Origin of the sequence: Cellulosimicrobium cellulans (assembly GCF_042723955.1) — a bacterium.
GTDB lineage: Bacteria > Actinomycetota > Actinomycetes > Actinomycetales > Cellulomonadaceae > Cellulosimicrobium > Cellulosimicrobium cellulans_H.
Window position 1 is genome coordinate 1 of sequence record NZ_JBHXIC010000110.1, and the last position, 12,636, is coordinate 12,636.

The 12,636-nt window shown below is 72.2% G+C and carries 4 protein-coding genes and 1 pseudogene; all 5 read right to left on the bottom strand.

The annotated features are described in order from the left end of the window. Nucleotides 1-70 precede the first annotated feature (70 nt). Entirely contained in the window at nt 71-2,092 is a 2,022-nt protein-coding gene (locus ACFWH7_RS19150) for an Ig-like domain-containing protein (RefSeq protein WP_378218951.1), read from the bottom strand. Beyond that, nucleotides 2,089-4,338, bottom strand: a complete 2,250-nt coding sequence (locus ACFWH7_RS19155; RefSeq protein WP_378218953.1) for a glycoside hydrolase family 127 protein — start codon at nt 4,336-4,338, stop codon at nt 2,089-2,091. Before ACFWH7_RS19155 ends, ACFWH7_RS19150 begins: the two co-directional genes overlap by 4 nt. 224 nt (nt 4,339-4,562) lie before the next feature. Next, entirely contained in the window at nt 4,563-7,139 is a 2,577-nt protein-coding gene (locus tag ACFWH7_RS19160) for an immunoglobulin-like domain-containing protein (RefSeq protein ID WP_378218955.1), read from the bottom strand. A gap of 171 nt (nt 7,140-7,310) precedes the next feature. Next, entirely contained in the window at nt 7,311-9,440 is a 2,130-nt protein-coding gene (locus ACFWH7_RS19165; RefSeq protein ID WP_378218957.1) for a family 43 glycosylhydrolase, read from the bottom strand. Nucleotides 9,441-9,582: 142 nt separating this feature from the next. After that, nucleotides 9,583-12,459: pseudogene (locus ACFWH7_RS19170) on the bottom strand (immunoglobulin-like domain-containing protein); the annotation flags it as partial. Nucleotides 12,460-12,636 lie beyond the last annotated feature (177 nt).

The following is a 12,636-nucleotide window of genomic DNA, read 5'->3' on the forward strand; positions in this document are numbered from 1 at the left end:
GGGGGGGGCCCGCAACACCGCCCGGGGGTCTGGGGTCACCCGTCCGGGCGACCGGGGTTCTCGCTCGGCGTCAGCCGCAGTCGAGCGCGTCGAACGGCGCGTCGACCGTGGCGGTCACCTCCCGGGGTCCGTCGGGGCCGTCGATCGTCGCGGTGCCCGTGACGGTCGCGGTGCCGTCCGGTGCCGACGTCGCGCGCGCCGCGAACGACTGGTACGCGCTCTTGCCGGGCGCCACGTCCGCGAACGCCTTCTGCCCGAACGGCGTCGAGAGCGTCACCGAGACCGGGACGTCCTCCCCGTTCGTCGCGCGCACGGCGACGTACGCCTTGCCCGCGAGGCAGCGCGGCGAGACCTCGACCGCGAGGTCGAGCTCCGGCTCGTCGCCGAGCGCGGGCAGCACGACCTGCTGGCGCACCTCCTCGTTGCCCGCCGCGTCGGTCGCGGCGAACTCGATGACCTGCGGCTCGTCGGTGAGCGCGCGCGTGAACGGCTCGGTGTAGGTGCCCCAGAACGTGCCGGGTCCCTCCCACTGCACCTTGTCCACGCCCGAGCCCGCATCAGTGGCGGCGAGGGTGATCTCGACGCTGCTCCCGACCTCGCGCAGCGTCGCGACCGTCACCGGCGCGACCGAGTCGACGCGGAGCTCGCGCGAGCCCGTCCCGACGTTGCCCGCCGCGTCCGTCGCGCGCGCCTCGACCGTGCGCACGCCGTCCTCGTCGACCGCGAACGGGCCGTCGTAGGGAGCCCACGCGCCGCCGTCGACCGAGACCTCGACCGCCGGGGCGGGGTCGCGGTTGTCGGAGGCCACGACCGTGACGGTCGGGTGCTGGACGTACCAGCCCGACGTCGCGGGGCCGGGCTGCGCCGTCACGGTCACCGTGGGCGGCGTCGTGTCCTCGCCCGTGTCGGGCGCGACGACGAACACGACGGCCTCGGCCGGCACGTCCGTGCCCTCGACGTCACCGTCGACGAAGAACAGGCCGTCGGGCTCGGCGTAGTCCGCCGGGTCGACGGCGTCCCACGTCACGGGGATGCGGCTGTCCTTCGACGCGTCCTCGTACTCGGCCGTGACGGTCGCCGGGAGCGCCGGGGCGGTGCCCGCGAGCGTCACGACGCTCACGTTGTCGACGGCCGTGATCGCACCGGGCTCGCCGTCGCGCACGTGCACCGTGCCGCTCACCGGCTCGACGAGTTCCTCGGCCGTCCCGCTGACCTCGAACGCTCCCGCCGCGGCGACGTCCTCGGCCGTGACGTCCTCCCAGTCGACCGCGACCGTCTCGACGCGACCGTCGGTGAAGATCGCGTCGATCTCGGCCGGGAGGTCCGGCAGGACGCCGACGTCCGTGGGGATGTGGACGGGCGAGTAGTCGATCGGCCCGTTCGGGTCGACCGGCTCCGGCTCCTCGACCCCGCCCGTGCCCCAGACCTCCCACTCGGAGACCCCGACGGCCGAGTAGGTCGTCGCCGTGGTGCCCCGCAGCGCGGCGAACGTCGCGCGCAGGCGCGTCGTGGTGACGGCGTCGAACGTCGTCTCGTTGGTCTCGAGGCGCTCCGTCGGGTAGCCGCTCGGGTTCGGGACGTCGACGAACGTGCCGGCGGCCTCGTTCCAGTACTGGAGCGTCCACGACGCCGGGACGCGCACGTTGTCCCCGTTCGCGTCCGTGCCGTCCGACCAGAACCGGACGACGGAGCGGTCCACCGTGACGGGCGCGGGCCAGGAGTACTCGAGCCACTGCGACGCGGGGCGGTCCCCGCTCCACGTCGCCCACGTCGCGTCGTGCGCTCCTCCGGTGCTCACGCCCGCACCGTCGTTCACGGCCTCGACCTTGTTCCACGACGCGGTGTAGCTCGCCTCGGGCGTGCCGAGCAGCGCGACGTTCGACGGCGCCTCGTCGGCCGCCGCGGTCAGTCCGTCGGTCCCCGGGCCGCCGGCAGCGGCCCACGCCCCGACGCCCGCGCCCGTGAGGGCCAGGGCGAGCGCGGTCGCCGTGGCGACCACGCGCCGTCGGGCCCGCGGTCCCACCGCCTGCTCCCCGAGCGGGATGAGCACGGTCGAGCCCGCCCCCCGCGATGAAGTGGTGCGCGCGCTCATGCCAGCCTCGCCTTCCCCGCCGTGACCAGGACCTTCTGACCGTCGCGGCGGCTCAGCAGGCCGTCCGCGGTGAACTGCTCGACCGTGCGCTGCACCTTCTGGAGGAACGCGGCGCGGTCGGCGAAGCCGCCGTCGCCCCACACGACGTCGAGGAACGTCGTCCCGTTCGGCCGCGCGGCGTTGGCGACGCCGCTGTCGAGCCCCGCGAAGACCACGCGCGGCTCGGAGCGCTCGACGTACATGTGGTACTGCGTGTCGTCGCCCGACCACGCGGGCTCGAACGTGAGGTCCCCGAGGCGGAAGTACCCGTTCCCGAGGTCCGTGAACGCGCCCTCGAGCGTGCCGTCGAGGCCCATGTGGGCGTAGAGCGACACCGTGAGGTACTCGCGCGACGCGCTGCGTGCGAGCAGGACGGTCGGTCCGTTCTCGATGCTCTGGATCGCGGGGTTGTCGATCGTCGGCACGGCGCGGATGCTCAGCGGCATCGTCACCTCGACGACGTCGCCGGGCGACCACGAGCGCGACACGCTCACGTACGTCCCCGGCACGGCGTCGAGCTCCTGCTCCACCCCGTTGACCGTCACCGTGAAGCCCTTGCGCACCCAGCCGGGCACGCGCAGGCGCAGGTCGAGCTGCCCCGAGCCGTTCACGGTGAGGCGGGTCGCGCCCACCTTGGGGTACTGCGTCTCCTGGACGACCTCGAAGCCCTTCTCCTCCCACGTCAGGGTCGAAGCGAGGTAGAGGTTGACGTACAGCACCTCGCCGTCGACGGACCGGAAGTAGACCGAGTCGCGGTATTTCACGTGGTTCTCGAGCCCGGTGCCGCCGCAGCACGTGCCGGTGTTGCCGTACTCGCGGCGCGTGCCCGGGTTGACGCCGTACATGTACGTCACGTCCGGGCTCGTCGTGGACTGCGTGTTCTTCTTCGAGCCGACGATGTGGTTGAGCAGCCCGCGCTCGTAGTACTCCATGTACTTCGGGTCGAGCGAGTGGAAGTACAGCAGCCGCGAGAGCTTGAGCATGTTGTACGTGCCGCACGTCTCGGCGTTGCGCGCGCCGATGTCGCCCGCGACCGTGTTCGGCGGCCCGAACAGCTCGCCCTCGCCGTGCCCGCCGTGCGCGTACGTGCGCCCGGGCACGACCATGCCCCAGAAGCCCTCGACGGCCTGGCGGTACCGCTCCTCGCCCGTGAGGTCGTAGACCTTGAGGTAGCCGGGGAACTGCGGGATGTGCTGGTTCGCATGCTTGCCGTTGAGCGTGTCCGTACCCGCGGCGCTCGCGTCGACGAGCGTGTTGAGGTCGAACAGCTTCGCCGTGGCGACGTACGTGTCGTCGCCCGTGATCGAGGCGATGTCGGCCAGCACCTCGTTCATGCCGCCGTACTCGCCCGCGATGTAGATGCCCCACATCCGGTCGAGCTGCGCCTGGGGCAGCACCGACAGGCGGCTGTGCACCCACGCCGCCATCGACGACGCGAGCTCGAGCGCCTGGTCGCTGCCCGCGAGGCGGTAGGCCTCGAGCAGGCCGGCCATGATCTTGTGGCACGTGTAGTAGGGCGCCCAGATCTCGCCGTACGGCGCGTACTTCTCGAGCTGGCTGAACTGCCACTCGCCGTAGGCGGCGAGGAACCCGGGGTGGCTGAACCGGCCCATGGCCGCGAGCGCCGTCTGGACCTCGCCGAGACCCTCGACGATCTGGTCCACCTTGTCCCGGAACACCGTCTCGCCCGTGCTCGCGTACGCGAGCGCCACCATGGACAGGAAGTGACCGCCGTAGTGCCCTCGCAGGAGGTTGGCGGTCTGGGTGCTGGCGCGGCCCGGGTAGTCGTCGGGACCCCACGGCTGCTCGTTGGCGTGGCCGAACCCCTCCCAGCCGCCGGGCGCGGACGCGCCCTTCGTGTCGAGCCCCGCGTTGCGCCGGAACACGGCGAGGACGCGGTCGACGGGGTACTCGCGCGCGAGGTGCAGGATCTGGTCCTGCGAGCGCGTCGCGACGCTCGGGGCGAGCGTCACGTCGGACATCGGGAACGGCTCGGCGGCCCAGCCGTCGAGGGTCACCGACCGGTCGAGGGACCGCAGGAAGGCCCGGCTGACGGGCGGCCCGCTCGGGACCGTCAGGGCCGGGACCGGTGGCGCGGCGAGCGCGCTGCCGCCGCCCGCGAGCGCGACGGCGCCGGTCGCCCCGGCGGCCAGCGCACCGAGCCGCAGGACGGCCCGTCGCGAATAGCTGGTGTCGTGCACGTGCATGAGCTGTCGCTCCTTCTCACTCGTCGTCGAGTGGTGGAAGCGTCGTCGGCGGCAAGGAGGGAAGCCCCGCGTCCGACGCTCGTGCGGTGTCGCGAGGAGGGACCGCGGTGCGGCGAGGTGGTACGCCGGTCCGCCGACGGAGAACGCTGGTTCTGACCAGCGTTCTCCGTCGGCGGACTGCGGTACGACCTCGGGCGACCAGGGTTCTCCCTCGCGAGGGTGTGTCAGGCGCAGCCGAGCGCGTCGACCTGCGCCTCGCGCGTGGTCGTCACCTCCTGTCCGTCGAGGGTCGCGACGCCGGTCACCGTGACGGTCCCGGCGGGGACCGCCGTGGCTCGCGCCGCGAACGACTGGTACGCGTTCTTGCCCGGCGCGACGTCGGCGAACGCCTTCTCGCCGTACGGCGTCGTGAGCGTCACGGTCACGGGCACGTCCTCGCCGTTCGTCGCGCGGACCGCGACGTACGCCTTGCCGGCGAGGCAGCGGGACGTCGCCTCGACCGCGAGGTCGAGCTCGGGCGCCGGCTCCTGCTCGCCGTACGCCGCGAGGAGCGCGGCGTGCTCGGCGGCCGTGATCGGCAGGACGGTGCCGTGGCGCGGGCTGCTCGGCAGGTGGGCGTCGACCGACGTCCAGACGCCGGAGTCGAGGTCGGTGGACTCGAGCGGCAGGTACCCCTGGCCACCGTGATAGCTCGGCTGGTCGACGAAGAGGTACCACTTCTCCTCGGTGTTCGACTTGAAGACGGTCGGCCCCTCGCCCGCGGTGAGCGTGCCGCCCCACGGGTTGGGCTGGCCGTAGCCGATTTTCTCGGCGACGAGGTCCCAGTCGGTCGAGCGCAGGTCCGTGGACTTCTCGAGGCGCGGGATCATGTACGCCTCGTCCTTGGTGAACCGGTAGTACGTGCCGTCGTTCTCGACGATCGACGAGTCGATCATCCCGAGCCCGTTGCCGCGCTTCTCGTCGATCCACACCTGCGGCTCGGAGAACGTCACGAAGTCGCGCGTCGTGGCGTACATCATGCGCTGGTAGGAGTCGGCGATCCGGCGGCCGTCGGTCGAGGTCGTCGGGTAGAGCGCCGAGGCCCAGTAGACGATGTACTCGCCGCGCTGGGCGTCCCAGAACGCCTCGGGCGCCCACGTGTTGCCCGCGTACGCGCTCGACACCGTGACCATGCGCTGGTCGGACCAGTGCACCAGGTCGGTCGACTCCCAGATCATCAGGGCGCGCGAGCCGCGCTCCTGCGCGTTGCCGAAGTTGTTGCCTCCGTAGATGCGCAGGTCGGTCGCGAGGAGGAAGAACCGGTCGCCCTCGGGCGAGCGGATGATGAACGGGTCGCGCAGGCCCTTCTCGCCGAGCGTCGACGTGAGCACCGGCTCGCCGTCGTTGAGCTCGACCCAGTCGAGCGGGTCGTTGCCGTTGCTCGCGCTGAAGTAGACCGACTCACCGTCCGCGGTGCTCTCCCCCTCGAAGTACGGGAAGAAGTAGCCCTCGTAGTCGGCCTCCGCGGGCAGCGGGCGGACCGTCGCGTCGTAGGTGTGCGTCGCCGTCGCGCCCTCCTTGGTCGCGGTCACGGTGAGCTGCACGACGGCGGCCGGCTCGCCGTGCGCGGGTCGGGTCACCTCGCCCGTGGCCGAGACCGTCGCGGGGTCGGAGGTCTCCCACGTGAGGGTGGAACCGTTGGCACCGTCGGCGGGCAGCGTGAGGTTGCCGCGCACGTCGTCGAGGTGCGGCACGACGACGTGGCTCGCGTCCCACGCGGCCGCGTCGGCGGGCGCGAGGTGCGCGAGGACGGTGACGTCGAACTGCGCGGTGCGCGCGACGGCGCCGCGCGCGACGAGCGCGGTGAGCGTCACGGTCGCGTCGTCCTCGCCCGCGGCGGGCCGGGTGATCTTCCCCGCGGCGCTGACGACGCCCGGGTCGGACGACGTCCACGTGACGAGCGAGCCCTGCGCGCCCGTGGTGGGCAGCACGAGGTCCGCGGTGACGGCGCTCGTGTCACCGAGGTCGAGCGCGGCGAGGTCGGCGTCCGCGGCCGCCGTGGAGGTCTCGGCCGCGAGCTCGCCCGCCTCGGCCGCGCTCAGCGCGCGGTCGTAGAGGCGGAAGTCGCGCACCTGGCCCTTGAGGTAGCGGTCGCCGGAGTAGAGCGAGCGGCCGACGTAGTTGGCCGTCGTCTGCCCGCCGCCGATCTGGCCGGGGTCGGTCGTGACGTTCGTGGCCTGCTTGACCTGGACGCCGTCCTCGTAGAGCGTCGCGGTGGTGCCCGAGAGCGTCCACGTGAGCGTCTTCCACACACCGCGCTGCAGGTTGGAGCCCTTGGTCACGGTCTGCTCGGTGGACCAGTTGCCGGTCGCGATCGAGGTCCGGTAGGCGTTGCCGGTCGTGAACAGGTACCCGTTGCCGTTCGACCCGCTCGAGTTGCCCAGCCCGTAGATGAAGTACGGGGTCGCCTGGTCCTGCGCGACCAGGACGTCGAGGCTCACGGTCGCGTCGGTGAGGCCCGCGAGCAGGTGGTCGGGCAGGTCGACGTAGTCGTCGGTCCCGTCGAGCGTCGTGCCGTCGGCGGTCGCCGTGCCGCCGACCAGCGTGGCCGGGCCGAACGTCGATCCCTCGGCGAGGTTCGCCGTCGTGCCGCCGGTCGTGCTCGAAGCGTCGAGCGGGTACCAGGCGACGAGCCCGGTGTCGGTCGGGCCGCCGACGTCCGCCGCGGCGGGCGCCGCGACGGCCGTGGCGAGCGCCGAGACGGCGAGCGCCCCGACCAGCCCGGCCGCGAGCGCCGAACGCCCTCGGTGTGTCAGTTCCATGTGTTCCTCTCCTCGTCGAGATGAAGATCCAGACGCCGGGACAGAACCCCGGTTCGCCGAGGTAGAACCCTGGTCTGCCGAGGTAGTACCGGGGTGATGACCCCGGTACTACCTCGGCGAACTCCGGTACTACTTCGGCGGACTGCGGTACTGCCTCGGCGACGCGCGGGGTCAGCCGCAGGTGTGGGCGTCGTAGGTGACGTCGTAGGGCGTGGTGACCGGGGCGCCGTCGAGCACCGCCGTGCCGGTGACGGTCACGGTGCCCGCCGGGACCGACGTCGCACGGGCAGCGAACGACTGGTACGCGTTCGCCCCCGGGGCCACGCCCGTGACGGTCTTCGTGCCGTACGGCGTCGTGAGGGAGACGTCCGCGGGCACATCGCCCGCGTTCGTCGCCCGCACCGCGACGTAGACCTTGCCCGCGAGGCACCGCGGGGTGGCCTCGACGGTCAGCTCTACCGCCGGTGCGGGCGTGACGTCGACCGGGTCCACGCTCTCGAGCGTCGGGGTGACCTTCTGGATGAGGCCGTCCTCGCCGAACGTGAGCCGGTCGATCGTCGTCTCGCGGTTCGTCCCGTTGCCGCCGGGGATCGCGAACCGGTGGTATGCGATGTACCAGTCGTCGGTGCCCTCGACGTTGAGGATCGAGCTGTGCCCGGTCCCGAGGATGCCCTGCGAGGCGTCCTTCTCGAGGATCACGCCGCGGTACGTCCACGGTCCGTCGATGCTGTCCGACGTCGCGTAGCCCACCCGGTAGTTCTCCGAGCCCGTGTCGTCGATCGAGTACGTGAGGTGGTAGATCCCGTCCCGGTAGTTGAGGAACAGGCCCTCGCGGAAGTCGGTCAGGCCGGGGATGCGCCGCAGCGTGTCCTGCTTGATCGACGTCATGTCGTCGTTCAGCTCCGCCATGACCGGCCCGTTCGACGGCCCGCCGTTGCCCCACAGGAGCCAGTGCTTGCCGGTCTCCGGGTCGCGGAAGGCGGCCGGGTCGATCGCCTGGCCGGACGTGACCGCCTCACCGTTCGTGATCATCGCCGTCGGCTGCGCGGTGAACGGGCCCTCGGGGCTGTCGGCCACCGCGACGCCGATCGTCTTGCGGTTGTACGTCGGGTTGTGGCCGGAGAAGTAGAAGTAGTACTTCCCGTCCCGCTCGATGATCGTCGGCGCCCACGCGTTCCCGGTCGCCCACGGGACGTTCCCGTTCGCGCCGTCGAGCGTGAGGAACGGCTGCTCCGAGCGCTCCCACGTCACGAGGTCGGTCGACTTCCAGACGTAGAAGTCCTTGCCGCCCCAGCCCGGCGTGCCGTCGGTCGTGGCGTAGAGGTAGAACGTGTCGCCGAACTGCGCGATGTTCGGGTCCGCGTACGTCCCGGGGAGCACGGGGCTGCCCATCTGCTTCGCCTGGACCCTCCACGTGCGCGACGACCCGTCCGGCCCGGTCACCGTGTACTCCACGGGCTGCGTGAAGTCCTGCACCGAGCCGTTCGCAGGCGCCACCGTCGCGCGCGGCGACACGGTCAGCACCGGCGCGAGCGCCGAGACGTCCGTGCCCGGCTCGACGGCGAGCGTCACGGTCGAGCTCGCCCCGTCGACGATCGCGGGGACCTTGAGCGCGTCGAGCTCGGCGCCCGTGACGGCCGTGTGGTCGGCCCCGACCTGGTAGACCTCGTCGGCCGTGAGCGCGCGGTCGTAGACCCGGAAGTCGCGCACCGAGCCCTTGAGGTAGCGGTCGCCCGAGTACAGCGAGCGGCCGATGTAGTTGGCGAGCGTCGAGCCGTTCCCGACGTCCTTCGGGTCGATGGTGACGCCGGTCTGGCGACCCACCTCGACGCCGTCCTCGTAGAGCACGGCCGTCGTGCCGGACAGCGTGTAGGTGAGGTGCTTCCACACCCCGCGCTGGAGGTTGGCGTTCTTGGTGACGGTCTGCTCGGTGGTCCAGTTCCCCGTCGCGATCGACGTGCGGTACGCGTTGCCCGTGGTGAACAGGTACCCGTCGCCCGCCGTCCCGCTCGTGTTGCCGAGGCCGTAGATGAAGTACGGCGTCGCCTGGTCCGTCGCGACCTTGACGTCGAGCCCGATCGTGACGTCGGTCAGCCCCGTGAGCAGGTGGTCCGGCAGGTCGACGTAGTCGTTCGTCCCGTCGAGCGTCACGCCCTCGCCGGTCCCGGAGAACGCCGCGCCGTTGGTGAGCGTCGCCGGCCCGAACGACGACCCCGGCGCGGAGTTCGCGGCCGACGTCCCGCTCGTCGCGGGGCGCGCCGGTCGCCCCACCGTCCCCCGGGTTAACCTCGGCACCACCACCCCCCCCGCGGGGGGGGGGCGCCCCGCCCCCCCCCCCCGCCGCCGCGGGGCGGGTGGGCGCGCCCGCCCCCCCCCCGCCCCGGGCGCCCCGCCCCCCCCCCCCCCGCCCCGGGATCTCCGTCGTCACCTCGACCGCCACGTACGCGGTGTGCGACCCGTCGGCGGTCGTCGCCGTGACGAGCGCGTGGCCCTCGCCGACGCCCGTGACGACGCCGTCGGCCGAGACCGTGGCGACGTCCGCGTCGTCCGACGCCCACGTGATCGCGCGCGCCGTCGCGTTGGCCGGCGTGACGGTCGCGGTGAGCTGCCGCGTCCCGCCGACGCCCACCTCGAGCGACTCGGGGGTGACGCTCACGCCCTCGACGGGGACGACGTCGTCGGTCACCGTGACGACCGCGCGGGCGCGCACGCTCACGCCGCCGCCGAGCGTCCCGAGCACCTCGAACGACCCCGCCTGCGCGTACGACGCCGGGTCGACCGCGTCCCACGTGACGTCTGCCGGGCCGGTCGACCCGTCGGCGTACGTCGCGGTCACGGTCGCGGGCAGCACCGGGGCGGACCCGGTCTGGACGGTCACGGCGACGTCCTCGACGGACTCGACGAACGCGTCGGGCTGGTACGTCTTGAGCAGGCGGTCGTACTCGGCCTGCGTGACCGGGAGCACCGTGCCGTGGCGCGGGCGCGACGGCATCTGGTAGTCGGTGGACATGGTCCACTCGGCCGCGTCGAGCGAGGTCGACTCGAACGGCACGTAGCCGCGGCCGCCGAACTCGTCGATGAACAGGTACCACTTCTCCTCGGTGTTCGACTTGAAGATCGTCGGGCCCTCGCCCTGGTTGATCCCGCCGCCGAGCGAGTTCGCCTTGCCGATGCAGTCGGTGATGAAGTCGTAGTCCGTCGAGCGCAGCTCGGCCGCCTTCTCGGCCAGGATGAACTTCGAGCACGGCGTGGACGACGTGTTGTTCCGCTCGTCCTTGGTGAAGCGGTAGTACTGGCCGTCGTGCTGCGTCACGGTCGAGTCGATGACCGAGTAGCCCGGGTCGACCCACACCTGCGCCTCGCTGAACGTCACGAAGTCGCGCGTCGTGGCGTACATCATGCGGTTGTACGTGTTGCCCGTGTGGTTCGGGTCGTCCTCCGCGTAGAGCTTGGACGCCCAGAACACGACGTACGCGCCGATCGCCTCGTCGTAGTACGCCTCGGGCGCCCACGTGTTGCCCGCGGTGTCGGGCGAGACCTGCACGAGGCGCTGGTCGGTCCAGTTCACGAGGTCCGTGGACTCCCACACCATGATCGACTTCGAGCCCGTGCGCTGGGACGCGTCCCAGTTCCCGTTGCCGTAGATCTTGAGGTCGGTGGCGATCTGGTAGAACTTGTCGCCCTCGGGCGACCGGATGATGAACGGGTCCCGCAGGCCCTTCTCCCCCAGCTCCGAGGTGAGGACCGGCTGGTTGTCGTTGAGGTTCTGGTACTTCAGCGGGTCGTTGCCCTGGCTGAGGCCGAAGTAGACCTGCTCGCCCGTGGCGGTCCCCTCACCGACGAAGTAGGAGAACAGGTAGCCCGCGAGGTCCTCCTGCTCGGGCAGCGCCGGTACGTGGGCCTCGAGCTCGCGCGTCGCGGTGGCCGCGCCCACGGTCACCGTCGCCGTGAGGGTCACGGTCTCCGCGTCCTCGCCGTGCGCGGGCCGCGTCACCTCGCCGGTGGGCGTGATCGTGCCCGACGACGTCGCCCAGGCCACGCTCGCGCCGTGCTGGCCCGTGGTGGGCAGCGTGAGGTTGCCGCGCACGTCGTCGAGGTTCGTCACCTCGATTGCGGCGGCCGCGGCGTCGGCCTTGGCCTGGTCGCCGTCGCCCGGCAGGACCGTGACCTCGAACGTGCGGGTCTCGGTCGCGCCGCGGAGCGTCACGGTCGCGGTGAGGGTCGCGGTCGCGGGCTCGTCGCCCACGGGGCGCGTGACCGCGCCGCTCGCCGAGACGACGCCCTCGTCGGAGCTCGCCCACGTGACGGCGGAGCCGCCGACGCCCTTCGCGGGCAGCGCGAGGTCCGTGACGACGGCGCTCGTGTCGCCCAGGTCGAGCGCGGCGGCGTCGGCCGCGACGGCGTCCTGCGCGGCGTCCGACGCGAGGTCGGCGACCTCCTGCGCGGTGAGCGCGCGGTCGTAGAGCCGGAAGTCCTTCATGCGGCCCTTGAAGAGGTTGTCGGCGGCGTAGGCCGACTTCCCGAGCGCGTTCGCGGTCGTGGTGCCGCCGCCGATCGCGCCGGGCGTGATCGTCACCGCGGTGTTCTGCCCGACCTGCGCGCCGTCCTCGTACAGCCGCGCCGTGCCGCCCGCGAGCGTGTAGGTGACGGTCTTCCACACGCCGCGCTGGAGGGCGCCCGCAGGGGTCTTGGCCGTGTTCTGCTCGCGGCCCCACGCGAGGTCGGAGATCGTCGCGCGGTAGTTCGCGTTGCCCGTCGAGAACAGGTAGCCGTTCCCGGACTGGGGGCTCCCGACCGCCGGGTTGCCGAGGGTGTAGAAGAAGTAGTTGCCGGTCAGCGTGGCGTCGACCCACACGTCGGCGCTCACCGTCACGGCGTCGTAGCCGGCCAGGAGGTCGTCCGGGAGGTCGACGTGGTTGGACCCGCCGAAGGTCAGGCCCTGACCGGGCTGCCAGCCGCCGCCGGAGCCGGTGAGGCTCCCGTCGAGCCCGTTGCCGGAGGCGTCGTGCGCGACCGTGCCCTCGGTCTCGTCCAGCGGCAGCCACAGGCGGAGCCCGTCCGCGGTCGGCTCGGCCGCGGCGGGGACCGGCGCGGGCGCCGCGGGCATCGGGCCGGCGGCCGCCGCGGCCACGGGCGCGAGCGGGGCGACGAGCGCGAGGCCGAGCAGCGCGGCGAGCGAGCGGCGTCGGCGTCGGGCGCGGGGTTCCGCGGGCGTCGGGGGTGGTTCGTGGCGTGAGGTCATCGGTGACTCCTCGTCGTCGTGCCCGGCGTCGACGCCGGTCGCGGGTCCGCCATCGGACGCGCGTGTGAACGCTAACATGTGAACGCAAACATGACCAGGTCCGTGGGATTGACAACGATGTCGAAACTCGTCGGAGCCGCTTTCAGGACCCCGGGGAGCGACCGGCCCCGGGCGCCCCGGACGCCGGCTCGTTTTAACAAATGACGCGTCCGCCGGAATTTTTTGGTTTTTTTTACGGGTGGGGGGGTTGTTTTA

What these genes read in the sequence shown, in the direction of transcription:
- ACFWH7_RS19150 (WP_378218951.1), bottom strand. Translation starts at nt 2,092, where the DNA reads ATGAGCGCGCGCACCACTTCATCGCGGGGGGCGGGCTCGACCGTGCTC.
- ACFWH7_RS19155 (WP_378218953.1), bottom strand. Translation starts at nt 4,338, where the DNA reads ATGCACGTGCACGACACCAGCTATTCGCGACGGGCCGTCCTGCGGCTC.
- ACFWH7_RS19160 (WP_378218955.1), bottom strand. Translation starts at nt 7,139, where the DNA reads ATGGAACTGACACACCGAGGGCGTTCGGCGCTCGCGGCCGGGCTGGTC.